The sequence below is a fragment of the Rhizobium sp. WW22 genome (assembly GCF_047041135.1).
Taxonomy (GTDB): domain Bacteria; phylum Pseudomonadota; class Alphaproteobacteria; order Rhizobiales; family Rhizobiaceae; genus Rhizobium.
In genome coordinates, this window is record NZ_CP178198.1 from 2,537,706 (window position 1) to 2,564,522 (window position 26,817).

The 26,817-nt window shown below is 60.5% G+C and carries 18 protein-coding genes; 13 read left to right on the forward strand and 5 right to left on the reverse strand.

The annotated features are described in order from the left end of the window. Nucleotides 1–39: 39 nt before the first annotated feature. The 11 genes from ACK83U_RS12620 to ACK83U_RS12670 all read left to right on the forward strand — a co-directional run bounded on the left by ACK83U_RS12620 (nucleotide 40) and on the right by ACK83U_RS12670 (nucleotide 20,102). On the forward strand, nucleotides 40–3,360 hold the full coding sequence (locus ACK83U_RS12620; RefSeq protein ID WP_112602821.1) for a transglutaminase family protein: 3,321 nt from the start codon (nucleotides 40–42) through the stop codon (nucleotides 3,358–3,360). Nucleotides 3,361–3,373: 13 nt separating this feature from the next. Beyond that, nucleotides 3,374–5,791, forward strand: a complete 2,418-nt coding sequence (locus tag ACK83U_RS12625; RefSeq protein ID WP_112400680.1) for a circularly permuted type 2 ATP-grasp protein — start codon at nucleotides 3,374–3,376, stop codon at nucleotides 5,789–5,791. Between the two features lie 5 nt (nucleotides 5,792–5,796). Continuing rightward, nucleotides 5,797–6,675 carry a transglutaminase family protein gene (locus tag ACK83U_RS12630; RefSeq protein ID WP_112602823.1) on the forward strand — a complete coding sequence of 293 codons (879 nt, stop codon included), beginning with the start codon at nucleotides 5,797–5,799 and terminating at the stop codon, nucleotides 6,673–6,675. Nucleotides 6,676–6,823: 148 nt separating this feature from the next. Beyond that, nucleotides 6,824–8,032, forward strand: a complete 1,209-nt coding sequence (locus ACK83U_RS12635) for a vWA domain-containing protein (protein WP_412474612.1) — start codon at nucleotides 6,824–6,826, stop codon at nucleotides 8,030–8,032. Between the two features lie 297 nt (nucleotides 8,033–8,329). After that, nucleotides 8,330–10,792: a glycogen/starch/alpha-glucan phosphorylase gene (locus tag ACK83U_RS12640; RefSeq protein WP_183714367.1), complete on the forward strand. Its 2,463-nt coding sequence runs from the start codon at nucleotides 8,330–8,332 to the stop codon at nucleotides 10,790–10,792. Beyond that, nucleotides 10,789–12,996: a 1,4-alpha-glucan branching protein GlgB gene (gene glgB, locus ACK83U_RS12645; protein WP_112602827.1), complete on the forward strand. Its 2,208-nt coding sequence runs from the start codon at nucleotides 10,789–10,791 to the stop codon at nucleotides 12,994–12,996. Before ACK83U_RS12640 ends, glgB begins: the two co-directional genes overlap by 4 nt. A gap of 26 nt (nucleotides 12,997–13,022) precedes the next feature. Next, complete coding sequence (gene glgC, locus ACK83U_RS12650) at nucleotides 13,023–14,285, forward strand: glucose-1-phosphate adenylyltransferase (protein WP_112602829.1); 1,263 nt, start codon at nucleotides 13,023–13,025, stop codon at nucleotides 14,283–14,285. 3 nt (nucleotides 14,286–14,288) lie between these two features. Further along, a complete protein-coding gene (gene glgA, locus ACK83U_RS12655) occupies nucleotides 14,289–15,731 on the forward strand; it encodes a glycogen synthase GlgA (RefSeq protein WP_112400681.1) in 1,443 nt (480 codons plus the stop codon). A gap of 4 nt (nucleotides 15,732–15,735) precedes the next feature. Beyond that, complete coding sequence (locus ACK83U_RS12660; RefSeq protein WP_412474613.1) at nucleotides 15,736–17,364, forward strand: alpha-D-glucose phosphate-specific phosphoglucomutase; 1,629 nt, start codon at nucleotides 15,736–15,738, stop codon at nucleotides 17,362–17,364. A 211-nt stretch (nucleotides 17,365–17,575) separates the two neighbouring features. Continuing rightward, complete coding sequence (glgX, locus tag ACK83U_RS12665; RefSeq protein ID WP_112602831.1) at nucleotides 17,576–19,546, forward strand: glycogen debranching protein GlgX; 1,971 nt, start codon at nucleotides 17,576–17,578, stop codon at nucleotides 19,544–19,546. Nucleotides 19,547–19,613: 67 nt separating this feature from the next. Then, the gene (locus tag ACK83U_RS12670; protein ID WP_112602833.1) at nucleotides 19,614–20,102 is read left to right on the forward strand and encodes a MaoC family dehydratase; all 489 of its coding nucleotides are present in this window, start codon (nucleotides 19,614–19,616) and stop codon (nucleotides 20,100–20,102) included. Here ACK83U_RS12670 and ACK83U_RS12675 read toward each other — a convergent pair. Genes ACK83U_RS12675 through ACK83U_RS12695 form a run of 5 tightly spaced genes read right to left on the reverse strand, consistent with a single transcriptional unit; the run spans nucleotide 20,099 to nucleotide 25,686 of the window. Then, a complete protein-coding gene (locus tag ACK83U_RS12675; RefSeq protein ID WP_412474614.1) occupies nucleotides 20,099–20,647 on the reverse strand; it encodes a sarcosine oxidase subunit gamma in 549 nt (182 codons plus the stop codon). The genes ACK83U_RS12670 and ACK83U_RS12675 overlap by 4 nt on opposite strands. After that, nucleotides 20,640–23,636 carry a sarcosine oxidase subunit alpha gene (locus tag ACK83U_RS12680; protein WP_112602835.1) on the reverse strand — a complete coding sequence of 999 codons (2,997 nt, stop codon included), beginning with the start codon at nucleotides 23,634–23,636 and terminating at the stop codon, nucleotides 20,640–20,642. The genes ACK83U_RS12675 and ACK83U_RS12680 overlap by 8 nt, the downstream gene beginning before the upstream one ends. Then, on the reverse strand, nucleotides 23,633–23,998 hold the full coding sequence (locus ACK83U_RS12685) for a sarcosine oxidase subunit delta (RefSeq protein ID WP_112602837.1): 366 nt from the start codon (nucleotides 23,996–23,998) through the stop codon (nucleotides 23,633–23,635). The genes ACK83U_RS12680 and ACK83U_RS12685 overlap by 4 nt, the downstream gene beginning before the upstream one ends. A gap of 15 nt (nucleotides 23,999–24,013) precedes the next feature. Beyond that, nucleotides 24,014–24,433 carry a hypothetical protein gene (locus ACK83U_RS12690; RefSeq protein ID WP_112602839.1) on the reverse strand — a complete coding sequence of 140 codons (420 nt, stop codon included), beginning with the start codon at nucleotides 24,431–24,433 and terminating at the stop codon, nucleotides 24,014–24,016. Further along, on the reverse strand, nucleotides 24,433–25,686 hold the full coding sequence (locus ACK83U_RS12695) for a sarcosine oxidase subunit beta family protein (protein WP_112602841.1): 1,254 nt from the start codon (nucleotides 25,684–25,686) through the stop codon (nucleotides 24,433–24,435). The genes ACK83U_RS12690 and ACK83U_RS12695 overlap by 1 nt, the downstream gene beginning before the upstream one ends. A gap of 200 nt (nucleotides 25,687–25,886) precedes the next feature. Between ACK83U_RS12695 and ACK83U_RS12700 the strand changes: the two genes are divergently transcribed. Beyond that, complete coding sequence (locus tag ACK83U_RS12700; protein WP_162707987.1) at nucleotides 25,887–26,183, forward strand: hypothetical protein; 297 nt, start codon at nucleotides 25,887–25,889, stop codon at nucleotides 26,181–26,183. A gap of 286 nt (nucleotides 26,184–26,469) precedes the next feature. Further along, the gene (gene rpsU, locus ACK83U_RS12705) at nucleotides 26,470–26,682 is read left to right on the forward strand and encodes a 30S ribosomal protein S21 (protein ID WP_004117638.1); all 213 of its coding nucleotides are present in this window, start codon (nucleotides 26,470–26,472) and stop codon (nucleotides 26,680–26,682) included. The last annotated feature ends 135 nt before the right edge of the window (nucleotides 26,683–26,817 follow it).

A 26,817-nucleotide genomic window follows, 5' to 3' on the forward strand; every position in this document is an offset into this window, starting at 1 on the left:
CAATCACCGCACAATGATGTGGGCTAGGCAAAGAGACATATGGCGATCAAGGCAAGCATCTATCATCTCACCCATTATAAATACGACAATCCGGTTCGCCTCGGTCCCCAGATCATCCGTCTGAAACCCGCCTCGCATTCCAAGACGCGCGTGCTGAGCCACGCGCTCAAGGTCACCCCGGCAAACCATTTCGTGAACCTGCAGCAAGACCCCTACGGCAACTATCTCGCCCGCTTCGTCTTTCCCGATCCGGTGACCGAACTGAAGATCGAGGTCGACCTCGTCGCCGATATGACGGTCTACAATCCCTTCGACTTCTTCGTCGAAGAGGAAGCGACGAAATGGCCTTTCGAGTATCCCGAGACGATCCGAGAAGATTTGTCGATCTATATGAAGCCGGAGGAGCCTGGTCCCCGGCTGAAAGACTTCCTCGCCACGCTCGACCGCTCGGAACAAAAGACCGTCGACATGGTCGTCGGCCTCAATGCACGGCTGCAGCAGGAGATCGGCTATGTCATCCGCATGGAAGCCGGCGTCCAGGCGCCTGAGGAGACTTTGGAAAAAGCGAAAGGCTCCTGCCGTGACACGAGCTGGCTGCTCGTTCAGGTGCTGCGCCATCTCGGCCTCGCCACCCGCTTCGTCTCCGGCTACCTCATCCAGCTGACACCCGACCTGAAGGCGCTCGACGGTCCCTCCGGCACCGAAGTCGACTTCACCGATCTGCATGCCTGGGCAGAAGTCTATCTTCCCGGCGCCGGCTGGGTCGGCCTCGATCCGACCTCCGGCCTTCTAACGGGCGAGAGCCATATCCCGCTTGCCGCCACGCCGCATTACCGCAACGCCGCACCGATCTCGGGCGGATATTTCGGCGAAGCCAATACCGAATTCGATTTCGACATGAAAGTCGCCCGCGTCGCCGAGCATCCGCGCATCACCAAGCCCTTTTCCGACGAAAGCTGGGATGCCTTGAACGAACTCGGCGAAAAGGTTGACGCGATCCTCAAGGAAGACGACGTGCGCCTGACCATGGGCGGCGAACCGACCTTCGTGTCGATCGACGATTTCCAGTCTGAAGAATGGAACACCGCCGCCGTCGGCCCGACCAAACGCGACCTTGCCGATCAGTTGATCAGGCGCCTGCGCGAGCGCTTCGCGCCCGGCGGCTTCCTGCATTATGGCCAGGGCAAATGGTATCCCGGCGAAAGCCTGCCCCGCTGGACCTTCTCGCTTTACTGGCGCAAGGACGGGCGGCCGATCTGGCAGAACCCCGCTCTGATCGCCGAAGAAACGGCACAGACCGGTGCGGACTCGGAGCGAGCCAGCAAGCTTCTGAATGCGATTGCCAAGGAACTAGCGATCGAGCCTGACATGGTGCAACCGGCTTACGAAGACCCGGCTGAATGGATCGTCAAGGAAGGGAGCCTGCCGGAGAATGTTGATCCTTCCAATTCGAAGCTCAAGGATCCCGAGGAGCGCAGCCGTATCGCTCGTGTTTTCGAGCGTGGTCTGACGACTCCAACCGGCTACATATTGCCCATACAGGCATGGAACGCGCGCGCCGGCGGTACGCGCTGGGTCAGCGAAAAATGGCGCACACGCCGCGGCAAGATTTTCCTTGTGCCCGGCGATTCTCCGGTCGGCTATCGCCTGCCGCTCGGCACGCTGCCTTATGTGCCGCCGTCACGCTATCCCTATATCCACACGGCCGATCCCTCCATTCCGCGCATGCCTCTGCCTGACGTCATCGTGCCGGCTGGCCGCACCATGCCGGAAGCCTCGTTCCAGGCGGATGAAAGCTCGCAATCGCGGGTCGAACAGACGCTCGGCGAAATCGGCGGCGCCGTCCGCACCGCGATCTCTGTCGAACCGCGTGACGGTCGGCTGTGTGTCTTCATGCCTCCGGTCGAAAAGATCGAACATTATCTCGAACTGCTGGCAGCGGCCGAGAATGCGGCGGCTGAGCTTGCGCTGCCGATTCACATCGAAGGCTATTCGCCGCCACAGGACGAACGCATCAACGTCATTCGCGTCGCGCCTGACCCGGGCGTGATCGAAGTCAATATCCATCCCGCGTCGAACTGGCAGGACTGCGTCGACATCACGACGGCGGTTTACGAAGAGGCGCGACAGACACGCCTCGGCACGGACAAATTCCTGATCGACGGGCGTCATACCGGCACCGGTGGCGGCAATCATGTCGTCGTTGGCGGCGCCAATCCGAACGACAGCCCGTTTCTTCGTCGTCCCGACCTGTTGAAGAGCCTGGTGCTGCACTGGCAGCGCCATCCCTCGCTCTCCTACCTCTTTTCCGGCCTGTTCGTCGGGCCGACAAGCCAGGCGCCGCGCATCGATGAAGCCCGTCACGACAGCCTCTACGAGTTGGAAATCGCGCTGGCCCAGGTGCCGGCGCCAGGTCGCGGCATCCAGCCGCTCCCCTGGCTGGTGGACCGGCTCTTCCGCAATCTTCTAACCGATGTCACCGGAAACACGCACCGCTCGGAAATCTGCATCGACAAGCTGTTTTCGCCGGATGGACCGACGGGACGCCTCGGCCTCGTCGAATTCCGCGGTTTCGAAATGCCGCCGAATGCCCGCATGAGCCTTGCCCAGCAACTGCTGGTGCGCGCACTGATCGCCCGCTTCTGGCGCAACCCGATTGATGGCAAGTTCGTGCGCTGGGGCACGACGCTGCATGATCGCTTCATGCTGCCGCATTATATCTGGCAGGATTTCCTCGACGTTCTCGGCGATCTTCGCGAAAACGGTTTCGACCTCAGACCGGAATGGTTCCAGGCGCAGCTCGAATTCCGCTTCCCCTTCTGTGGCGAGGTCGAATACGAGGGCTGCAAGCTGGAGCTGCGCCAGGCGCTGGAACCATGGCATGTCATGGGCGAAGAAGGTGCGATCGGCGGCACCGTGCGCTACGTCGATTCGTCGGTCGAGCGCCTGCAGGTGCAGTTCGAAACCTCCAATCCGTCGCGTTATACGGTGACCTGCAACAGCCGTCCCGTACCGCTGACGCCGACGGGAATGGCGGGCGTCTCGGTCGCTGGCGTGCGCTATAAGGCATGGCATCCGGCTTCCGGTCTGCATCCTGTGCTCCCCATCGATACGCCGCTGACCTTCGATATCTATGATACCTGGTCGCGTCGCTCGATCGGCGGCTGCATCTACCATGTTGCCCATCCGGGCGGCCGCAACTACGACACCTTCCCCGTCAATGGCAACGAGGCGGAAGCGCGACGTCTTGCGCGTTTCGAGCCTTGGGGGCATACAGCAGGTGGTTATGCCGTAAGACCGGAGACTGCATCGGTGGAATTCCCCCTGACGCTCGACCTCAGGCGTCCGGCGGGAATTTGAAACGAGACTTTGCATGGGTAGAAAACGGGCGACGGAACGACGGGACGAGGTAAAGACCGGCACTGCCAAGGCGCCGGTCTTTGCCTATCGTCCCCTGCCCGGCGTCGCCGACGAAATGGTCGACAATACCGGCGCGGTGCGCCCGGTCTGGCAAAACTTCCTCTCGGCGCTGACGCGTATGACGGAAGAGGGATTGACCGAGCGCTTCGCCCGCGCCGACCGCTATTTGCGCGATGCAGGCGTCTTCTATCGCGCTTATGGGACAGCGGGTGTCAGCGAACGCAACTGGCCGATCTCCCATATCCCTGTGCTCATCGACGAACGCGAATGGCAGGCTCTCTCCGAAGGCCTGCAGCAGCGCGCCGATCTGTTGGAATCGGTCATCGCCGATATCTATGGCGACAGCCGACTGGTGAGCGAAGGGCTGCTGCCGCCGGCCTTGATTGCCGCCAATCCGGAGTTCCTGCGCCCGCTTGTCGGCGTCAAGCCCGCAAGCGGCCATTACCTGCATTTCCTGGCTTTCGAGGTCGGCCGCGGTCCTGACGGCAATTGGTGGGTGCTGGCTGACCGCGCGCAGGCGCCATCCGGCGCCGGCTTCGCGCTGGAAACCCGCGTCGCCACAACCCGCGCCTTCTCCGATATCTACGCCGAAACTAAGGTCCATCGCCTCGCCTCCTTCTTCGGCGCGTTCCGCGATGCCCTGCTCGGCGGCAAGCGCGGCGCCGAAGGCCGCGTCGCCGTGCTGACGCCGGGGCCTGCCAACGAAACCTATTACGAACACGCCTATATCGCCCGCTACCTCGGCTTCATGCTGCTCGAAGGCGAGGACATCACCGTCGTCAACGATCAGCTGATGGTGCGCACCGTCGCAGGCTTGCGACCGATCAGCGTACTATGGCGTCGCCTCGATGCTTCCTACGCCGATCCGTTGGAGCTCAACCAGCGCTCCCATATCGGCACGCCCGGCCTCGTCGAAGCCCTGCGAGCGCAGACGGTGACCATCGTCAATGCGCTCGGCTCCGGCATTCTCGAAACCCGAGCGCTGCTCGCCTTCATGCCGACCATCTGTCGGCATCTGCGCGGCGAGGAACTGAAGCTGCCCTCTATCGCGACCTGGTGGTGCGGCCAGAAGAGCGAGCGTGAACATGTCGCCGCCAATATCGAAAAGATGGTCATCGGCCCGGCCTATTCCTGCATGCCCTTCTTCGATGATAACGGCCAATCCGTGCTGGGCTCGACGCTGCGCAGCACCGCCCGCGATTCGATCGCAGACTGGCTGGCGACCGAGGGTAACAAGCTGGTAGGCCAGGAGGTCGTAACACTTTCGACGACTCCGGCCTGGGTCAATGGCAAGCTCACGCCGCGGCCGATGAGCTTGCGCGTCTTCGCCGCCCGCACCGAGAACGGCTGGCAGATCATGCCCGGCGGCTTTGCCCGCATCGGCAGCGGTGACGATGTCGCCGCGATTGCCATGCAGGCCGGCGGCTCGGCTGCCGATGTCTGGATCGTCTCCGACAAGCCAGTCGAGGCACACACGCTTCTGCCGGCAGAGGAAACTTTCACCCGCAACATGCCGGGCAGCCTGCCCAGCCGGGCGGCCGACAATCTCTTCTGGCTCGGCCGCTATATCGAGCGCGCCGAAGGTGCGCTGCGCATCCTGCGCGCCTGGCACGGGCGTTTTGCCGAAGCCGCCGATCCGAACCAGCCACTGCTTGCCGATGTCAGCGCCTATCTTGCCGCCATCGACATCGATACCAAGCAAGCGGTGCCGGAAAACCTGCTGCGCAACATCGATAGCGCCGTCTATTCGGCCAGCAACATCCGCGATCGCTTCTCTCCCGATGGCTGGCTTGCGCTGAACGATCTCGCCAAGACGGCACGCCGCTTCAAGGAAGGGGTAAAGCCTGGCGACGATGCCAGCCATGCCATGACGATCCTGCTGCGCAAGCTCGCGGGCTTCGCCGGTCTCGTGCATGAAAACATGTACCGCTTCACCGGCTGGCGCTTCCTGTCGCTCGGCCGCTATATCGAGCGCGGCCTGCATATGACCCGGCTGCTCGGCCATATGTCCGGCCCCGATGCGCCCGACGGCGCGCTCGACATGCTGCTTGAAATCGGCGACAGCGTCATGACCCATCGCCGCCGCTACAACGTCAATACCGCTCGGCTGACGGTGACGGATCTGCTCGCACTCGATCCGCTTAATCCGCGCTCGATCCTTTTCCAGATGAACGAGATCCACCGCGAGGTCGAACAATTGCCGAATGCCTACGTCAACGGCCAGATGTCACCCTTCTTCCGCGAAGCCATGCGTCTGCATTCGGGGTTGGCAGTGATGACGCCCGAAGCAATGACGGGCGAAGTCTACCAGCAGCTGGCGCGCGAACTGGAGCGGCTGTCTGACCTGCTGGCACGCACCTACCTCGGATGACGTGAATGCTCTACGATCTCTCGCTTCACATGGGCTACATCTACGACGTGCCGGCAAGCGGTGCGCGGCATATATTGCGCGTCATGCCGCTCTCCCTGCCCAACCGGCAGAGGCTGATAGCCGGCTCGGTGAAGATAACGCCGGGACCGGACGAGCAATCCCACTTCACGGATTTCTTCCAGCATCCTGCAACTTCGATCCTCGTGCGCGAGCCCCATGAAAGGCTCGATATCCGCATGCAGGCGCGCGTTCAGGTGGAGAGCCAGCCCGTCGGGGCAGACTTCTCGCCGCTGCTCGCCAAGCTGCCAGAGGAGATCAATGATTGCTGGTCGATCGATCCGTCTTCGCCCCACCATTTTCTCGGCAGCAGCCCGCGTCTGCCGGACACCAGGGAAATCGCGGATTACAGCAGACAATGGAAAGCAGCCAATCTTACGACCCTGCAGATCGCCCATGCGGTCTGCGCGCAGGTACACAAGGACTTCGTCTATGATACCGAGGCGACGACAGTGGACACCACGCCGAGGGAAGCCTTCCGCCTTAAGCGCGGCGTCTGCCAGGATTTCTCGCATGTCATGATCATCGCGCTTCGCAGCCTCGGCATTCCCGCCGGCTATGTCAGCGGCTTTCTGCGCACCATTCCGCCGCCCGGCAAGGAAAGGCTGGAGGGCGCCGACGCCATGCACGCCTGGGTGCGCATCTGGTGCGGCGAGACGGCGGGCTGGATCGAGCTCGACCCGACCAACAATATTCCCGCCGGCACCGATCATATCGTCGTTGCCTATGGCCGCGATTATTCGGACGTTGCGCCCGTTATCGGCGTACTGAAGAGCTACGGCAATCAGGAAGCCGTTCAGGCAGTAGATGTAATTCCACTAAAATAGAATATACTTAAAGTAGTAAAAAGTTGAAGCCAATCGCGTCAGATTACATGGTTTGTTAAAAATCAACTGACCGATTAAACCTTCAACTAATATTTGTATTCGATAGTCCCGCCGTTCTTGAGAAGCTAACTCTTTCCAATAGGCGGACATGATGATTGCCGGCTCTGATATACTTTGGGCATTGAAACAACTTATACGCGATAGAGCCGGAAATTTTGGCATCCTGACGGCGATTGCCGTGCCCGTGCTGGCCGTGGCGAGTGGTGTAGCGGTCGATGTCACGAACATGTCGCTGACACACAGTCAGCTTCAGGAATCCACGGATGCCGCCGCACTCACTGCGGCAACCGCGCTTGCGGACGGCAGTGCAACCACGACGACCGCCAAGGATCTCGCCAACAATTTCGTCCTCGGCCAGATGTCGAATTATCTCGCCGGTGATACGGATGCTACGAATTCATTGAAAGCGGGCACCGGCACAACGGTAACAAAAACGACCGATTCCTCCGGGAACACGGGCTACACGGTCGTCGTAAATTCATCCTATTCTATGCCCGTGAACAGCATGACCCGCTTGATAGGGCAGAGTTCGCTGAACATTTCTGCGTCCAGCACGTCAATCAGCGGCAAGACTTCCGAAACCCAGAAGAATGCGCTGTCGATGTATTTCGTTCTGGATCGTTCTGGATCGATGGATGAGGCCACGGACACGGTTAATGCCGAGCAGCCGACCAAAAAAAACTGCTGGGGGACCTATTGCACAACGCAGACCAACTATTACTCGAAGATGGAGTCGCTGAAAATCGCGACGTCCAATCTCTCCGCGCAACTGAACAAGGCCGACCCGAACATGATGTATGTTCGCACCGGGGCAGTTTCCTATAACAACGTCGCCCAAACGGCGACAGCTTTGGCCTGGGGTACCAGCGGCATCACAACATATGTCAACAACTTGACGTCAAAAGGTTCCACGAATTCGGCGCCTGCTTTTACGGCGGCAGTCGACGCGTTGACGAAACCGTCTGCGACAGCCGGGCTGACGAACGAGCAACTTCAGCACAAGAATAAGAGCGGCGTCAAAAATCCGACCATGTACATTGTTTTCATGACCGACGGCGAAAACAACGTGTCAAATGCTGACGCGGATACCAAAGCACAGTGCGACAAGGCACACAGCAATGGCATCCATGTGTACACGATCGCCTTCATGGCACCGGAAAATGGCCAAGCCTTGCTGAAGTACTGCGCTACTTCAGCCTCGGACTACTTCACACCCCAAAGCGCGGCGGATCTTTTCAAGGCGTTCACGACAATCGCCACGGAAACATCGAAGCAAATGACGCTCCTGACCAAGTGATCGCGCCCGGCATCCGTACGGAGCAACCACCGATAGACTACAGAGAAAAAGCCGCGCGATACGAGTATTGCGCGGCTTTTGTTTTGATCGATGCGCGAATAAGAACCCGAAATATCATCAGAATCAAGTTCTTTCGCATTCACCGTAAACCTTTCGCCGCAATTTTCGCATCCGCCCAACTCGCTTGTTGCAACTGCTTTACATCGGTGCGTAAACTGATAGTGAAACGGAAAGGCAAATCGATTTAATTGGCCGTAACACGCTGAATATAAATCACAAATGGCGAGAGTTGATAGTATGAATAACTTGACGAAGGCCGATCTCCCCGTCCCAGCCCCGCGCAGTTCCCGCCCCGAAATCCTTGCCGAAGAAATCATCGAGCGCCTGACATACCGCATCGGCAAGGACGCGAAGGTCGCCAAGCCGCATGACTGGCTGACGGCAACGATCCTCGTCATTCGCGACCGCGTCATCGACAAATGGATCGAATCGACCCGCAAGACCTACGAGACGAACGCCAAGCGCGTCTACTATCTATCGCTCGAATTCCTGATCGGCCGCCTGATGCGCGACGCCATCTCCAATCTCGGTCTGATGGAGGAGATCACCAACGCTCTCGCTTCGCTGGGCGTCGATATTCGCGTCATCGCGGGTCTCGAACCCGATGCAGCGCTCGGCAACGGCGGTCTTGGCCGCCTTGCCGCCTGTTTCATGGAATCCATGGCAACCGTCGACGTGCCGGCCTATGGCTATGGCATTCGCTACGTCCACGGCCTCTTCCGCCAGCAGATGGCCGATGGCTGGCAGGTGGAATTGCCGGAAACCTGGCTGGCGCACGGCAACCCGTGGGAATTCGAACGCCAGGAAAGCTCCTATGAAATCGGTTTTGGCGGCGCCGTCGAGACCATCAGCAGCCACGACGATCAGCCGCGTTACGTCTGGAAGCCGGCCGAGCGCGTCATCGCCACCGCATTCGATACACCCGTCGTCGGCTGGCGCGGCAAGCGCGTCAACACGCTGCGCCTCTGGTCGGCGCAGCCGATCGACCCGATCCTGCTCGATGCCTTCAACGCCGGCGACCACATCGGCGCGCTGCGTGAAAGCAATAAGGCCGAAAGCCTGACACGCGTTCTGTATCCCGCCGATGCGACGCCCGCCGGCCAGGAGCTGCGCCTGCGCCAGGAATTCTTCTTCTCGTCCGCCTCGCTGCAGGACATCCTGCGCCGTCACCTGCAGCAATATGACGATCTGACCAATCTCGCCGACAAGGTCGCGATCCAGCTGAACGACACACATCCGGCCGTCTCCGTTACCGAAATGATGCGCCTGTTGGTCGATGTCCATGGCTTCGATTTCGACAAGGCCTGGGACATCACCAAAAATACCTTCGGATACACCAATCACACCCTATTGCCGGAAGCTTTGGAAAGCTGGCCTGTGCCGCTGCTCGAGCGGCTTTTGCCGCGCCACATGCAGATCGTCTATGCCATCAACGCCAAGGTTCTGGTGGAAGCGCGCAAGCTGCGCAATTTCAGCGACACCGAAATCCGCTCGATCTCGCTCATCGACGAAAACGGCGATCGGCGCGTGCGCATGGGCAATCTCGCCTTTGTCGGCTCGCATTCGATCAACGGCGTTTCCGCACTTCATACCGACCTGATGAAGGTCACGGTTTTTGCCGACCTGCACAAACTCTATCCGGATCGCATCAACAACAAGACGAATGGCATCACACCGCGGCGCTGGCTGATGCAGTGCAATCCCGGCCTGACCAATCTCGTACGCGAAACCATTGGCGACGCCTTCCTCGACGATGCCGAGCAGCTGAAGCCGCTGGATCAGTTTGCACACGATAGCGCCTTCCAGGAGAAGTTCGCCGCCGTCAAGCGCACCAACAAGGTGCAGCTCTCCAATCTCGTCGCCAGCCGCATGGGCATCAAGCTCGATCCGAACGCGATGTTCGATATCCAGATCAAGCGCATCCATGAATACAAGCGCCAGCTTCTGAACGTCATCGAGGCCGTGGCGCTCTACGACCAGATCCGCTCGCATCCGGAGCTCGACTGGCAACCGCGCGTCAAGCTCTTTGCCGGCAAGGCGGCGCCGAGCTATCACAACGCGAAGCTTATCATCAAGCTGATCAACGACGTCGCCCGCGTCATCAATAACGATCCATCGGTTCGCGGCTTGCTGAAGGTCGTCTTCGTGCCGAACTACAACGTCTCGCTGGCGGAAGTCATGGTTCCGGCCGCCGATCTTTCCGAGCAGATTTCGACCGCCGGCATGGAAGCCTCGGGCACCGGCAACATGAAGTTCGGCCTCAACGGCGCGCTGACTATCGGCACGCTTGATGGCGCCAATGTCGAAATGCGCGACAATGTCGGCGAGGACAATATCGTCATCTTCGGATTGCGGGCCGATGAGGTCGCAAACCTGCGCAGCGACGGTCATAACCCTCGTGCCATCATCGAGCGCTCGCGCGAATTGGCTCAGGCTCTGTCAGCCATCGCCTCCGGCGTCTTTTCTCCCGACGACCGCAATCGCTATGCCAGCCTGATCGACGGCATCTATAGTCACGACTGGTTCATGGTCGCCGCCGATTTCGATGCCTATGCCTCGGCACAGCGCGAGGTCGATATTCTTTGGGCCAATCCATCCGAGTGGTATGCGAAGACGATCAACAATACCGCTCGTATGGGCTGGTTCTCTTCCGACCGGACGATCCGTCAGTATGCCAAGGAAATCTGGAGAGCCGGATGAAAAAGCCGAAAAAACCCGCTGACGGCACAAGCTTGAGGGATATTTTGGCAGGGGATATTGCTGCAATTCTCGCAGGCACGCATTCCAATCCGTTCGCCGTTCTCGGCGTACACAAGACGGATGAAGGCTATGTGGCCCGCTGTTTCATCCTTGGCGCGGAAGCTGTCACCGCCACGGCGCTCGACGGTTCTGTCATCGGCGAGCTCGAATGCCTTGATCCGGCAGGCTTCTTTTCCGGCGACGTCAAACTTGCCAAGCAGCAGCCGGTCCGTTATCGCGCCAGACGCGGCGATGTCGAATGGGCCGTGACCGATCCCTATAGTTTCGGTCCGGTTCTCGGCCCGATGGATGATTATTTCGCGCGTCAGGGCACGCATCTGCGCCTCTTCGACAAGATGGGCGCCCATCCGCTGAAGCACGAGGGCGTGCAGGGCTTTCATTTCGCCGTATGGGCACCGAATGCACAGCGTGTTTCCGTCGTCGGCGATTTTAACAATTGGGATGGCCGCCGCCACGTCATGCGATTTCGCTCCGATAGCGGCATCTGGGAGATCTTCGCCCCGGATGTGCCTGCGGGTGTCGCCTATAAGTTCGAGATCCGTGGCCATGACGGCGTAGTGCTGCCGCTGAAGGCCGATCCATTTGCTCGACGCAGCGAACTGCGCCCGAAGACGGCGTCGGTCACGGCCAACGAACTGGTTCAGGTCTGGGACGATTCCGCCCACCGCGAACATTGGGCGAGCGTCGATCAGCGCCGCCAGCCGATCTCCATTTACGAAGTCCATGCCGCTTCCTGGCAGCGCCGCGACGACGGTTCGATGCTGTCATGGGATGAACTCGCTTCGCGCCTCATCCCCTATTGCGTTGACATGGGCTTCACCCATATCGAATTTCTGCCGATCACCGAACACCCCTACGATCCGTCCTGGGGCTATCAGACCACGGGTCTTTACGCCCCGACCGCCCGCTTCGGTGAGCCGGAAGGCTTTGCCCGCTTCGTCAACGGCTGCCACAAGGTCGGGATCGGCGTCATCCTCGATTGGGTACCGGCGCATTTCCCGACCGACGAGCATGGCCTACGCTGGTTCGATGGAACCGCCCTTTACGAACATGAAGACCCGCGCAAGGGCTTTCATCCTGACTGGAATACGGCGATCTACAATTTCGGCCGCACCGAGGTTCTCGCCTATTTGCTGAACAACGCGCTCTACTGGGCGGAAAAATACCATCTGGACGGTTTGCGCGTCGATGCCGTCGCTTCCATGCTCTACCTCGACTATTCCCGCAAGCATGGCGAATGGATCCCCAACGAATATGGCGGCAACGAAAACCTGGAAGCCGTCCGTTTTCTGCAGTCCATGAACACTCGGCTCTATGGCGCTCACCCCGGCGTCATGACCATCGCCGAGGAATCGACCTCCTGGCCGAAAGTGTCACAGCCTGTCCATGAAGGCGGCCTCGGCTTCGGCTTCAAGTGGAACATGGGCTTCATGCACGACACGCTGAGCTACCTCGCCCGCGAGCCGGTGTACCGCAAATATCACCACAACGAGCTGACCTTCGGCCTCATCTACGCCTTCTCGGAAAACTTCGTGCTGCCGCTCTCCCATGATGAGGTGGTTCACGGCAAAGGGTCCCTGATCGCCAAGATGGCCGGTGACGACTGGCAGAAATTCGCCAATCTGCGTGCCTACTATGCCTTCATGTGGGGCTACCCCGGCAAGAAGCTGCTCTTTATGGGCCAGGAATTCGCGCAATGGAGCGAGTGGAGCGAAGAACGCGCGCTGGACTGGAACCTGCTGCAATACCGCATGCACGAAGGCATGCGCCGCCTCGTTCGCGATCTCAATTTCACCTATCGCAGCAAGCCGGCGCTCCATGCCCGCGACTGCGAGGGCGACGGCTTCGAATGGCTTGTGGTCGATGATTTCGAAAACTCGGTCTTTGCTTGGCTGCGCAAGGCGCCGGGCGAAAAGCCGGTTGCCGTCATCACCAATTTCACGCCAGTCTATCGTGAGAACTACACCTTGCGTCTGCCAGCGGAGGGGCGGTGGCGCGAGATATTGAATACCGATGCCGATATCTATGGCGGCAGCGGCAAAGGGAATGGCGGGCGTGTCCAGGCCGTCAATGCAGGCGGAGGCGTACAGGCGGTGATAACGCTGCCTCCGCTGGCAACCATCATGCTCGAACCGGAATTCTGAGATCACTACGGACAGGGAGGAATAAAATGGTAGAAAAACGTTTCCAGCCGCTGGCGCGCGATGCCATGGCCTACGTTCTTGCCGGGGGGCGCGGCAGCCGCCTGAAAGAACTGACCGACCGCCGTGCCAAGCCAGCGGTCTATTTCGGCGGCAAGACCAGAATCATCGATTTTGCGCTGTCAAACGCGCTCAATTCCGGCATCCGCCGCATCGGTGTCGCGACGCAGTATAAGGCGCACTCGCTGATCCGCCATATGCAGCGCGGCTGGAACTTCTTCCGCCCAGAGCGAAACGAAAGCTTCGATATCCTGCCGGCCTCGCAGCGCGTCTCGGAAACGCAATGGTATGAAGGCACCGCGGACGCCGTCTACCAGAACATCGACATCATCGAGCCCTACGGCCCGGAATATATGGTAATCCTCGCCGGCGACCATATCTACAAGATGGACTACGAATGGATGCTGCAGCAGCACGTCGATTCCGGTGCAGACGTCACCATCGGCTGCCTGGAAGTGCCGCGCATGGAGGCCGTCGGCTTCGGCGTCATGCATGTCGATGACAAGGACCGGATCATAGATTTCGTCGAGAAGCCGGCCGATCCGCCGGGCATCCCCGGCAATCCCGATTTCGCGCTCGCCTCGATGGGCATCTACGTCTTCCATACGAAGTTCCTGATCGAATGCCTGAAGCGCGATGCAGCCGACCCGAATTCCAGCCGCGACTTCGGCAAGGACATCATTCCCCATATCGTCAAGAACGGTAAGGCGGTCGCCCATCGCTTCACGCAGTCCTGCGTTCGCTCGGATTTCGAGCGCGAAGCCTATTGGCGCGATGTCGGCACGATCGATGCCTACTGGCAAGCCAATATCGACCTGACCGCCGTGGTGCCGGAGCTTGACATCTACGACAAGTCCTGGCCGATCTGGACCTATGCGGAAATCAGCCCGCCGGCCAAATTCGTCCATGACGACGAGGACCGCCGCGGTTCGGCAGTCTCCTCCGTCGTCGCCGGCGATTGCATCATTTCCGGTGCCAGCCTCTACAACAGCCTGCTCTTTACGGGCGTGCGCGCCAATTCCTACTCCAAGCTGGAAGGTGCGGTCGTGTTGCCGAGCGTCAAGGTTGGCCGCCGGGCACAGCTCAAGAATGTCGTCATCGACCATGGCGTGACCATTCCCGAAGGTCTGGTGGTCGGTGAAGATCCGGAACTGGATGCCAAACGCTGGCGCCGCACGGAAAGCGGCATCTGCCTCATCACCCAATCGATGGTCGACAAGCTGGATCTGTAACCTATGAAGGTTCTCTCGGTTTCGTCCGAAGTCTTCCCCTTGATCAAGACAGGGGGTCTGGCCGATGTGGTCGGCGCCCTGCCTATTGCACTGAAGCCCTATGGCGTCGAAACCAAGACCCTCATCCCAGGCTATCCTGCGGTTATGAAAGCCATTCGCGATCCGGTTGCCCGTCTGGAGCTTCCGGATCTTCTTGGCGAGGCAGCCACCATTCTGGAAGTCGAGCATGCGGGCATTTCCTTCCTCGTGCTCGACGCACCGGCTTATTATAGCCGCACCGGCGGCCCCTATGTCGATGCGACGGGCAAGGACTATCCCGACAATTGGCGGCGTTTCGCGGCGCTATCTCTCGCCGGTGCCGAGATTGCCGCCGGCCTCTTGCCCGGCTGGCGACCGGATCTCGTTCATGCGCATGATTGGCAGTCTGCCATGGTGCCGGTCTACATGCGCTATTATCCGACGCCGGAATTGCCGAGCGTCCTCACTATCCATAACATCGCATTCCAGGGCCAGTTCGGCGCCGATATCTTCCCAGGCCTGCGCCTGCCGGCACATGCTTTCTCGGTGGAAGGCATCGAATATTACGGCGATGTCGGTTTCCTGAAAGGTGGGCTGCAGACGGCACATGCCCTGACCACCGTCAGCCCTTCCTATGCCGAGGAAATCCTGACGCCGGAATTCGGCATGGGCCTCGAAGGTGTCATCGCCAGCAAGGCCTACAATCTCTACGGCATCGTCAACGGCATCGACGACGACATCTGGAATCCGGCGACCGATCCGATGATCGCGCAAACCTATAGCGCGGCGACGCTGAAGGATCGCGCCATCAACCGCCATCGGGTCGTCGAGCATTTCGGCCTCGACGAGGATGATGGTCCGATCTTCTGCGTCGTCAGCCGCCTCACCTGGCAGAAGGGCATGGATATTCTGGCGGAGGTTGCGAGCGAGATCGTCCACATGGGCGGCAAGCTCGCAATTCTCGGCGCAGGCGACGCGGCGCTGGAGGGGGCGCTCTTTGCCGCAGCCGGCCGTCACCGCGGTCGCGTCGGCGTTTCGGCAGGCTACAACGAGCCCATGTCGCATCTGATGCAGGCCGGCTGCGACGCGATTATCATCCCCTCGCGTTTCGAACCCTGTGGTCTCACGCAGCTTTATGGCTTACGCTATGGCTGCCTGCCGATCGTTGCGCGAACGGGCGGGCTGAACGATACGATTATCGACGCCAACCACGCCGCGCTGCAGGCAAAAGTCGCGACCGGCATTCAATTTTCACCCGTCACCGCGGAGGGGCTGTTGCAGGCCATGCGCCGCGCGATGCACCTCTTCCAGGATCGAAAGGTCTGGACGCAGATGCAAAAGCAGGGCATGAAATCCGACGTATCCTGGGGCAGGAGCGCAGAACGCTATGTCGCTCTCTACTCCAGTCTAGTCTCGAGAGGCGCTTAACCCGATGATTAAAACCGTACCGACCACCCCCTACGCGGATCAGAAACCCGGCACTTCGGGCTTGCGAAAGAAGGTTCCCGTATTCCAGCAGCCGAACTACGCGGAAAACTTCATCCAGTCGATTTTCGATTCGCTCGAAGGCTATCAGGGCAAGTGCCTGGTCATCGGCGGCGACGGCCGCTACTACAATCGCGAAGTCATCCAGAAGGCCATCAAAATGGCCGCCGCCAACGGCTTCGGCAAGGTGATGGTCGGCAAGGGCGGCATCCTCTCGACGCCCGCAGCCTCCAACATCATCCGCAAGTATAAGGCCTTCGGCGGCATCATCCTGTCGGCCAGCCACAATCCCGGCGGCCCGACCGAAGACTTCGGCATCAAATACAACATCAGCAATGGCGGCCCGGCGCCCGAAAAGATCACCGACTCCATCTATGAGCGCTCCAAGGTGATCGACAGCTACAAGATCGCTGACTTCCCGGACATCAACCTCGACCGCATTGCCCGCGAGGATGTCGGCGGCATGATCGTCTCGGTCATCGACCCCGTCGAAGACTATGCGGCCCTCATGGAGGAGCTGTTTGATTTCGGCGCGATCCGCAACCTGATCAGTCTCGGCTTCCGCATCTGCTTCGACGCGATGAGTGCCGTCACCGGCCCTTATGCCAAGGAAATCTTCGAGATCCGCCTCGGCGCCCCGGACGGATCGGTGCGCAACTTCCTGCCGCTGCCGGATTTCGGTGGTCATCACCCGGATCCGAACCTTGTCTACTGCAAGGAGCTCTACGACGACATGATGAGCGACGACGCGCCCGATTTCGGTGCAGCATCGGACGGCGACGGCGACCGCAATCTCATCATCGGCAAGGGCATCTACGTCACCCCGTCCGACAGCCTGGCGATCCTGGCGGCCAACGCTAACCTCGCTCCCGGCTATTCGCATGGCATTGCCGGCATCGCCCGTTCGATGCCAACAAGCGGCGCGGCCGATCGCGTTGCCGAAAAGCGTGGCGTTGGCATCTATGAAACGCCGACCGGCTGGAAGTTCTTCGGCAATCTGCTCGACGCGGGCATGGCGACGATCTGTGGCGAGGAAAGCTCCGGCACCGGCTCGAACCACGTTCGCGAAAAGGACGGCCTTTGGGCCGTGCTGCTCTGGCTGAATATCCTCGCTGTACGCGGCGAAAGCGTCATCGATATCGTGACGCAGCATTGGGCCACCTATGGCCGCAACTATTATTCGCGCCACGATTATGAAGGTGTCGACACAGACGCTGCCAACGGCCTGATTGCAGCGCTGCGCGAAAAGCTGCCGACCCTGCCGGGCACGAAAATCGGCGATCTCACCGTTTCCGCCGCCGACGATTTCGCCTACCACGACCCGGTCGACAAGTCGGTCAGCCAGCACCAGGGCATCCGCATCCTCTTCGAAGGCGGCTCCCGCGTGGTCTTCCGCCTTTCCGGCACCGGCACCACCGGCGCCACGCTGCGCGTCTATATCGAGCGCTACGAGCCCGATCCGACCCGTCACAATATCGAGACCCAGGAAGCGCTAGCCGATCTCATCACGGCTGCCCAGGAAATCGCCGACATCAAGGGCCGCACCGGCCGTAACGCGCCGACTGTGATTACCTGAGTTTTAGGTTTTAAGCTCCTTCTCCCCGCAATGCGGGGAGAAGGTGGCCAGGAGCAGCGGAACGAAGTGAAGCAGCGACTGGTTGGATGAGGGGCCTTCTCGAAATTCACCGCGACTGCACACTATGCCGAACCTCTGCCCCTCACCCTAGCCCTCTCCCCGCAGGCGGGGTGAGGGAACAATATCCAGCGATCCGGAAAGCCCGCGAGACATGTCAGAACCGACAACCCGCAGCCTTGGCGCGACCCTCACCGACTCGGGTGTTGAATTTGCCGTCTATTCCAGGCATGCCGAGCAGATAGATCTCTGTCTCTTCGACGCTGAGGGCCACAAGGAAATCGCGCGGCTTCCGCTCGCACACGACGGCGATGAGCATCGACTCTTTGTTAGAGATGCCGGGGAAGGCACGCGCTACGGCCTGCGAGCCCATGGTTCATACGATCCCGACCAAGGCCTATGGTTCGACCCCTCCAAACTGCTGGTCGATCCCTACGCCAAGGAAATAGACCGGCCATTTCGCTACGATCCGCGCCTGGGGATCTTCGGCGCGGATACGCAGGACCTGATGCCCAAGGCGATCGTCTCGCGCGATATCGCGATAAAGCGAGCCAAGCCCTTGTTTCAGCCGGGCGGCCTGATCTACGAAATCGCGGTAAAGCCCTTCACCATGCTGCATCCCGACGTGCCGGCGAAACAGCGTGGCACAGTCGGCGCCCTCGCCCATCCCTCCATCATCGCGCATCTCAAGCGCCTGCAGGTGAACGCCGTCGAACTGATGCCGATCACCGCATGGATCGACGAACGGCATCTGCCGCCGCTCGGCCTCACCAATGGCTGGGGTTACAATCCGGTCGCCTTCATGGCACTCGACCCGCGTCTTGTGCCCGGCGGCATGAAGGAGCTGCGCGAGACGGTCGCTGCCCTTCACGCCGAAGGCATCGCGGTCATCCTCGATCTCGTCTTCAATCATACCGGCGAGAGCGACCGCCAAGGCCCGACACTATCCCTGCGCGGCCTCGACAACCCCACTTATTTCCGTCATTTGCCGGACCAGCCCGGAACGCTGGTCAACGATACCGGCACGGGAAACACCGTCGCCTGCGATCAGCCGGCAACGCGAAAGCTCATTGTCGACAGCCTCAGCCATTTCGTCCGGAATGCTGGAATTGACGGCTTCCGCTTCGATCTCGCCACCGTGCTAGGACGCAACGGCAAGGGCTTCGATCTGGAAAGCATGACGCTTCGCACCATGCTGGCGGACGAGATGCTGCAGGATCGGGTCATGATCGCCGAACCCTGGGACATCGGCCCGGGCGGCTATCAGCTCGGGAATTTCCCGGCACCTTTCCTCGAATGGAACGACCGCGCTCGCGACGACCTGCGCCGCTTCTGGCGCGGCGATGCCGGCATCGGCGATCTGGCAACGATCCTTGCCGGCTCCTCCTCCATCTTCGGCCGTGACGGGCGCACGCAGACGCGCAGCGTCAACTTCCTCGCCGCCCATGACGGCTTCACGCTGATGGATCTCGTTTCCTACGAGAACAAGCACAATGAGGCCAATGGCGAGAACAATCGCGACGGCCACAACGAAAACTTCTCCTGGAACAACGGTTTCGAAGGAAAAACGGACGATCAGGTAATACAGTCCAAGCGCCGCGCCGATATCGAAGCCATGCTGTCGACGCTTTTTGCCACACGCGGCACGATCATGCTGACAGCAGGCGATGAAGGCGGACGCAGCCAGCAGGGCAACAACAATGCTTATTGCCAGGACAACGCCATCACCTGGGTGGACTGGAAGCTGCTGGACGAGGAACTGATCGGCCATACCGCCCGGCTCGCCGGCCTCCGTCGCCGCTTCACGGCCTTTGGCGACATGAATTTCTTCCGCGGCGATGGCGACGTGCTTTGGTTCTCAAGCGCAGGGACGCCGATGACGGTGCCGGATTGGGAGGCGCCGGGAGCGGCCGTGCTCGGCATGGCGCTACGGACAGAGGATCGCGCCACCGGCCGATCGACGCGGCTCGCCATAGTCTTCAATCGCGCCGCAGACGAGCACTCCGTTACATTGCCGGCGTCCGAGAGCGGCGGCTGGTCTCTGCTGACGGTGGCAGGCGAAAAGCCAGCCGGGGAGCAGATCGCCATTACCGCCCGCTCCGTCGCTTTCTTTGTCGAAAACTGATCCCGGTTGCACTTTCAGTCTCGATTCGCCAGAAAGAGTTTTGACGACACAGACTGACGAGGATGGAATGCCCGGCGAAATTTCGCTTGTTGAGATCATGAAGCTTGCGGGAACTGAGATCGGCGTTTCCGACTGGATCACCGTCGACCAGACGATGATCGACACCTTTGCCGATGCGACGCTCGATCACCAGTTCATCCACGTCGATCCCGAACGCGCCAAGGCGGAAACGCCCTATGGCGGCACCATCGCCCACGGCTTCCTGACTCTCTCGCTGCTCTCAGCGATGAACTACAGCGCATTGCCGAAAATCCGCGAACAGACCATGGGCATCAACTACGGCTTCGAGAAGATCCGCTTCATGTCGCCGGTCAAATGCGGAGCACAGGTGCGAGGTCGGTTCACGCTCGCCGAAACCCGGCTGCGCGGCGCCAACATGCTGATGCTGACCTATGACGTGACCGTCGAGATCGAAAACGAACGCAAACCGGCGCTGACTGCGACATGGACCACCATATCCCAGTTCGACCCGAAGGATCGGCCGGAAGAGGGTTAAAGCCCAGCATCATCCGCGCCTTCGGCCAGAAGACCGAAAGCATAGTCGGAGAAGGAGCGCCAGACCTCGACGCGGAATGTCTCCTCGTCGAGCCGCAAGATCACCACTTCCGCCTTGCCGAGCAAGGTGCGCGAGCAGGCGCCGATTGGGAATGCGCTCAACGAAACATCCTGTGGGCAGCCGGCGGCAAGCGTCGCTTCCGCGCTAGGACCGGAGATGATGACCGCGGTATTGCGATGCGAGACATCGGTCGCTGAATGCAGCACGCCAGACGATGCAGCCACGCCGACCAGCTCGGCACCGTTTTCATCGATGACGAGCCATTCGTCCGGGCCGAGCCACAGGGCATGACGGCCATTGCCACTGGCCGAGGTCTTCGGGCGGGTCGGCAGCTGAAGACCGAGCGCCTGCGAAAGACCATGAACTGAATCCGCAGGCGCGCGCAGCGAAATGCGGCTTGCAGGAGCGGCTGGCGTCAGCCGGACGGTCGAGGAACCGCCGTGGCGGCCGGCGAGCGGCAGTTTGCGGGTAGCGAGATCAGCCATTGATCCGGCCTCCTTCCTTGTCAAAGAACACCAGATCCGTCACCTCGACGGCAATCGTCTTGTCGGGCATCGGCACATAGAGCGTCTTGCCCATGCGCTCGCGCCCGCCGGCCACCAGCGCGAAGGCGATGGAGCGGCCGAGATTTTCGGACCAATAGGAAGAGGTCACATGGCCGAGCATTGTCATCGGTTTCGGCTCATTCGGATCGGCAACGATCTGTGCGCCCTCCTCCAGCACCACCTTCGGATCGCGGGTGACGAGACCGACGAGCTGCTTACGGCCTTCCTTGACTAGATCCTGCCGTTTCAGACCGCGAATACCGACGAAATCGGTCTTCTTCTTGGAAACGGCCCAGGCAAGGCCGGCATCGTCAGGTGTCACCGTGCCGTCGGTATCCTGGCCGACGATGATATAGCCCTTCTCGGCGCGCAGCACGTGCATGGTCTCGGTGCCGTAGGCGCAGGCGCCCAGCGGCTCGGCGCGAGCCCATACGGCCTCCCAGACCGACTGGCCGTAGTCGGCCGGCACGTTGATTTCATAGCCGACTTCACCGGTGAAGGAGACGCGGAACAGCCGCGCCGGCACGCCGCAGACCTTGCACTCGGCCACACTCATATGCGGGAAGGCCTCATTGGAAAGATCCTGTCCCTCGACAAGCGGCTCGATGATCTCGCGTGCCTTCGGACCCTGTACGGCGATAACAGCCCATTGCTCTGTAGTCGAGGTCAGCCACACCTTCAGGTGCGAGAACTCGGTCTGCAGATAGTCTTCCATATGATGCAGCACGCGCGGCGCGCCGCCGGTCGTCGTCGTCACATGGAAGCGATCCTCGGCAAGGCGCCCGACGACGCCATCGTCGTAGACGAAGCCATCCTCGCGGGTCATGATGCCGTAGCGGCAGCGGCCGGGCTTCAGCGTATCCCAGGCGTTGGTGTAGAGGAGGTTCAAAAACTCAGCCGCATCCGGCCCGACCACTTCGATCTTGCCGAGCGTCGAGGCATCGAACACGCCAGCCACTTCGCGCGCCGTACGGCATTCGCGATTGACGGCCTGATGCATGGTCTCGCCGGCACGCGGATAGAACCAGGCGCGCTTCCAGTTGCCGACATCCTCGAAGATCGCGCCATGCGCCTCTTCCCAGGCATGCATCGGCGTCTTGCGGGCGGGATCGAATAGAGCCCCGCGCGAATGGCTGATCAACGTGCCGTAGGTAACGGGCGTATAGGGCGCGCGGAAGGTGGTGAGACCGACCTGCGGAATATCCTTGCCGAGCATTTCGGCAGCGATCGCCAGGCCATGCATGTTGGATAGTTTGCCCTGGTCGGACGCCATGCCGTTGGTGGTGAAGCGCTTGATATGCTCGATGGAATGCATGCCCTCGCGAACGGCAAGGCGGATATCCTTGGCGCAGACATCGTGCTGGAAATCGACGAAAGCCTTGGCATTCGTATCCGGTCCCGCGCCTTCGGCAGCACCGATCATGCCGCCTGTCCACTCGAAAGCCTGCTCGGCCTGGAGCTGGATCTTCTCGCCGCCATTGGTGCTGCCCGTCGCGCGCGCCATCAGCTCGCCCGCGGCAAGCGATTCCTCGATCGCGGCTTGCAGCCCGTCCGTGCCATTGCAGGCGCCGACCGAAAGGCAATCCTGAACATAGGTGCCAGGCAGGAAGCGCTGCTTCTCCGTATCGAATTTCAGCTTGCCGCGCGATTGCGAGAAGAGATGAACGGAGGGCGTCCAACCCGCCGAAACCAGCAGGGCATCCACCGGGATCTTGCGGGTTGCGGAGCTGCCGTTGCGCGAGACGGTCATCGAGGAGACGCGCAGCTTGCCTGATGTATCGACAACGGCATAGTCGGTCATCACCTCGATGCCGAGCCGCTTTGCTTCGGCGAGAACCGCCTCCCCCGGGCGCGCGCGGCTGTCGACGATGGCAGCGATGGAAACGCCGGCGCGCTTGAGATCGAAGGCGGCCTCATAGGCCGAATCATGCGCCGTGTAGACGCCGATCTTCGCACCGACGGCGACGCCATAGTGGTTGAGATAGGCACGCGCCGCCGAAGCGAGCATGATGCCCGGGCGGTCGTTGTTCGGAAACACCATGTGGCGCTCGATCGCACCTGTCGCCAGGATCGCGCGCTTGGCACGGACCTGCCATAGGCGCTCGCGCGGCAAGTCGCGGCCGGGTTTCGCCAGATGGTCGGTTACGCGTTCGGCAAGGCCGAAGAAATTATGGTTGTAGTAGCCGAAGGCGGTCGTGCGGGTCAGCACCTGCACATTCGGCATCGCCTTGAGCTTGGCAACGATAGCCTGCGCCCACTCATAGCCTCCGACACCGTCGATCTTGATGCCGGTGTCGAAGCGGAGCGCGCCGCCGACCTCCGGCTGCTCATCACAGAGGATGACCTTAGCGCCGGTTTCAGCAGCCGCGAGCGCCGCGGAAAGACCGGCAACGCCGGCACCGACGACAAGAACGTCACAATGGGCGTAACGGCCGGCATAATGATCCGGATCCTCTTCCGTCGGCGCAACGCCGAGGCCGGCAGCACGGCGGATGAAGGGTTCGTAAATATGCTTCCAGGCCGACTTCGGCCACATGAAGGTCTTGTAATAGAAGCCGGCGGCAAAGAAGGGCGACATCAGATTGTTGACGCCACCGATATCGAAAGCGAGCGACGGCCAGCGGTTCTGCGACTGAGCCTTCATGCCGTCGAAAACTTCCTGCACGCTGGCACGTACGTTCGGCTGTCGCCGCGCCGCATCGCGCGAGATATCGAGCAGTGCGTTCGGCTCTTCGGCTCCAGCCGAGAGGATACCGCGCGGCCGGTGATACTTGAAGGACCGGCCGACGAGATGAACGCCGTTGGCAAGCAGCGCCGAGGCGACGGTATCGCCTTCGAGCGCGGTATAGGTCTTGCCGTCAAAAGTGAAGCGAGCGGTTCTGGCCGGCGTCAAACGCCCCTTGCCCGCGATACGATTGGCGCCGCTCATTCAGCAAATCCCTCTGTTGGTACCGTCTTTTCTTGTTCGTTCTGTTGCTGCGCCACCGGTTCGGCCGCGCCAGGCTTGAGCGTCGCCGGATCCGGCTTCGGTTCGCCGGCCTTGTAGGTTCGGTAGAAGTGATCGCTCACCGTATCGCGCGCCGCATTGAAAAAGCGGCCGCAGCCATGGATATGCCGCCAGCGCTCGAAGATCAGCCCCTTCGGGTTGTCGCGCAGGAAGAAATATTCCTCGAATTCCTCGTCCGAGATCCCGGCAATATTGGCCGGCCGCACGATATGCGCGTCGCCGGCGTTGCGGAATTCGAGTTCCGAACGCTCTTCCTCGCAATAGGGGCAGTAAATCAGCAGCATCGTTTTCTACCTGTGTTAAAGCTCGGAGCCTGTAAGGCTTGTGCCGGGAGGCTGCGCGCAAAGCTGCCGCCCCATGATGACGAAAGGTGTTATGCGCTTCAGCAGCGCCTCCAGCGATCCATAGGGCTTCAGCACGTTGGTCATCCCCAGATTGACCAGGCTCATGCCCAGCAGATCGGTGTCGATCGCAAACGCCCTCGTCGCCTCGGGCGTCTGGTCCGGCACGAAATAGACCGTCGGCTTGTTCAGCACCTTGGCGCAGGCAATCACACCGCTTTCAGCCACGAAGGGCCAGTCGGCCTCGTTCTTTGCCTTGTGGATCACCTGCATGCGAAAATCCTTGACCCCCGGAATAAGATCGCTGACTTCGGTCGCGATCGCTCCGCCCGGCAGGGAAAGCCCTGCGGCAAGAGCGATCCCGACCGCGGCCAGCATCAATGTGCCACGGCGGCTGCCGCCGCCTCATCGATCAGACGGCCGGTGCGGAAGCGATCCAGATTCAGCCCGGCGTTGAACTTGTGCGGCTCGTCGCGGGCAATCAGATGGGCAAAGAGATTGGCCGAACCCGGCGTCGCCTTGAAACCGCCCGTGCCCCAGCCGCAATTGACATAGAGCCCAGGCACCGGCGTCTTCGACTGGATTGCCGAACGATCCGGCGTATTGTCGACGATACCGCCCCAGGAGCGCATCATTTTCACGCGGCGAAACATCGGGAAGAGCTCGCAGATCGCATCCAGCGTATGGGTGATGATCTGCAGGCCGCCGGTCTGGCTGTATGAATTATATTGATCCGTGCCGGCGCCGATGACGAGCTCGCCCTTGTCGGACTGCGAGATATAGGCGTGCACCGTGTTCGACATGACGACGCAGGGGAAGATCGGCTTCAGCGGCTCGGAGACCAACGCCTGCAGCGGGCTCGATTGCAGCGGCACGCGCACGCCGGCCATCTGCATGACGACGGTGGTGTGGCCGGCTGCGGACACGCCGATCTTCTTGGCGCCGATGAAGCCCTTGCTCGTGTCGACGCCGGTGACGCGGCCATCAGGCCCGCGGCGAATGCCGGTCACTTCGCAATTCTGGATGATGTGCACGCCGCGATCGGAAGCGGCGCGCGCAAAGCCCCAGGCGACCGCATCGTGGCGCGCCGTGCCGCCGCGACGCTGCAGGGCGGCACCGTTGATCGGATAGCGGGCCGTCTTCGAAATATCGAGCGGCGGACAATAAGCCTTAGCCTGCTCGGGCGTCAGCCATTCATTGTCGATGCCATAGAGACGGTTGGCGTGGATGTGACGCTTGAAGGACTGCTGGTCATGCACATTGTGCGACAGCATCATCACGCCGCGCGGCGAATACATGACATTATAATTGAGATCCTGAGACAGCCCTTCCCAGAGCTTCATCGAATGCTCGTAGATGTGCATGCTCTCTTCATAGAGATAGTTCGAGCGGATGATGGTCGTGTTGCGGCCGGTATTGCCGCCGCCGAGCCAGCCCTTTTCGATCACCGCGACATTGGTGATGCCGTGCTCCTTGGCGAGATAGTAGGCCGCACCCAGGCCATGACCGCCGCCACCGACGATGATGACGTCATACTCCTTGCGCGGCTCCGGCGAGGTCCATTGAGCCTCCCAGCCCTTGTGAGCCCGCATCGCTTCCCGTGCCACGGCAAAAACCGAGTATTTACGCATTCGCCCTCAACTCCTTCAGGCAAGACGCCCTTTTTCTGGGTCATACAAATCGCAAATCAAAAACCGACACAACGGCTCTTTTGCGACGCATTCAGGACCGTCTTTCGACACGGTTAAGATTGCCGCCTTCCCGCCTGCCCCGCTTACGACCTCTTAGCCGATTATTTGCGCTGCAGATGGCAGACCTTCACGCGCCCGCCATGACCGTCCTTGCGCCAGACGCATCCCTCTTTTCGTGGCTTTCCATTGTAGAGATAAATTCTCGCACGATGTTTGCTGTCGTAGGTCTGATTGGAAAAATCATGGCCGCCGATGCGCACATTCTTACCAAAACGCACTTCGCCGGCTGCGGCAGGCGCAAACATCGCAGTGAGTACTACAAGGCTGAGCGCGAGCGCAGCAAGCGCTTTCCCAACAGCGATAAAGCGATGCGGTTGCATAAAGTGATTCCCTCTCGTTTCGGACGGCTGCTCGAATCCCCCGCAGCTCACGAATGATTCTGATCCGAAATGCTCACATAAGCATGTCAGTGTCGCAAAGATCGGGATCTGCCAATCCCTCTTTCAAGCGCCTTCGTGAAAGCGCAGCAGGTATCGCCGGCTCAATTCAACCCTCGACAACTAGCTTTTTCCTCTGCAAACTCACGATCTGGCTAGACTTTGACAAACCGATCTGCTATCCCGCCTCCCAATCGCAAGGCTGTGGCCGCGCGAACGTTATATTTTTGCCTCCTGGCGCTGCCGTCGCCGCTGGCATCAACCAAACCAAAGGAACGTGATTCTCGTGCAGGTACTTGTCCGCGATAACAATGTCGACCAGGCTCTCCGCGCTCTCAAGAAGAAGATGCAGCGCGAAGGTATTTTCCGCGAAATGAAGATGCGCGACTACTATGAAAAGCCGTCGCAGAAGCGTGCTCGCGAGAAGGCCGAAGCTGTTCGTCGCGTTCGCAAGCTTGCTCGCAAGCGCGCTCAGCGCGAAGGCCTTGTTGCCAAGTAATCGCCGTTTTTTCGACGTTTTCAGATGCATGTGTGGCGGGGGCGAGTCGTTCGCCGCCGCCTTTTTGATTTATTCTCTACGCAAATCGGATTAAATCAGAACAGCCTGATATGACGCATGGGGAAAGCGAACCCG

Bases quoted from the DNA above. Each gene is read 5' to 3' on its own strand.
- ACK83U_RS12635 (WP_412474612.1), top strand. From the start codon at position 6,824: ATGATGATTGCCGGCTCTGATATACTTTGGGCATTGAAACAACTTATA.
- ACK83U_RS12630 (WP_112602823.1), top strand. From the start codon at position 5,797: ATGCTCTACGATCTCTCGCTTCACATGGGCTACATCTACGACGTGCCG.
- ACK83U_RS12660 (WP_412474613.1), top strand. From the start codon at position 15,736: ATGATTAAAACCGTACCGACCACCCCCTACGCGGATCAGAAACCCGGC.
- ACK83U_RS12695 (WP_112602841.1), bottom strand. From the start codon at position 25,686: ATGCGTAAATACTCGGTTTTTGCCGTGGCACGGGAAGCGATGCGGGCT.
- ACK83U_RS12640 (WP_183714367.1), top strand. From the start codon at position 8,330: ATGAATAACTTGACGAAGGCCGATCTCCCCGTCCCAGCCCCGCGCAGT.
- ACK83U_RS12620 (WP_112602821.1), top strand. From the start codon at position 40: ATGGCGATCAAGGCAAGCATCTATCATCTCACCCATTATAAATACGAC.
- ACK83U_RS12670 (WP_112602833.1), top strand. From the start codon at position 19,614: ATGCCCGGCGAAATTTCGCTTGTTGAGATCATGAAGCTTGCGGGAACT.
- glgB (WP_112602827.1), top strand. From the start codon at position 10,789: ATGAAAAAGCCGAAAAAACCCGCTGACGGCACAAGCTTGAGGGATATT.
- glgC (WP_112602829.1), top strand. From the start codon at position 13,023: ATGGTAGAAAAACGTTTCCAGCCGCTGGCGCGCGATGCCATGGCCTAC.
- ACK83U_RS12700 (WP_162707987.1), top strand. From the start codon at position 25,887: ATGACCGTCCTTGCGCCAGACGCATCCCTCTTTTCGTGGCTTTCCATT.
- ACK83U_RS12690 (WP_112602839.1), bottom strand. From the start codon at position 24,433: ATGCTGGCCGCGGTCGGGATCGCTCTTGCCGCAGGGCTTTCCCTGCCG.
- glgA (WP_112400681.1), top strand. From the start codon at position 14,289: ATGAAGGTTCTCTCGGTTTCGTCCGAAGTCTTCCCCTTGATCAAGACA.
- glgX (WP_112602831.1), top strand. From the start codon at position 17,576: ATGTCAGAACCGACAACCCGCAGCCTTGGCGCGACCCTCACCGACTCG.
- ACK83U_RS12675 (WP_412474614.1), bottom strand. From the start codon at position 20,647: ATGGCTGATCTCGCTACCCGCAAACTGCCGCTCGCCGGCCGCCACGGC.
- ACK83U_RS12680 (WP_112602835.1), bottom strand. From the start codon at position 23,636: ATGAGCGGCGCCAATCGTATCGCGGGCAAGGGGCGTTTGACGCCGGCC.
- ACK83U_RS12685 (WP_112602837.1), bottom strand. From the start codon at position 23,998: ATGCTGCTGATTTACTGCCCCTATTGCGAGGAAGAGCGTTCGGAACTC.
- ACK83U_RS12625 (WP_112400680.1), top strand. From the start codon at position 3,374: ATGGGTAGAAAACGGGCGACGGAACGACGGGACGAGGTAAAGACCGGC.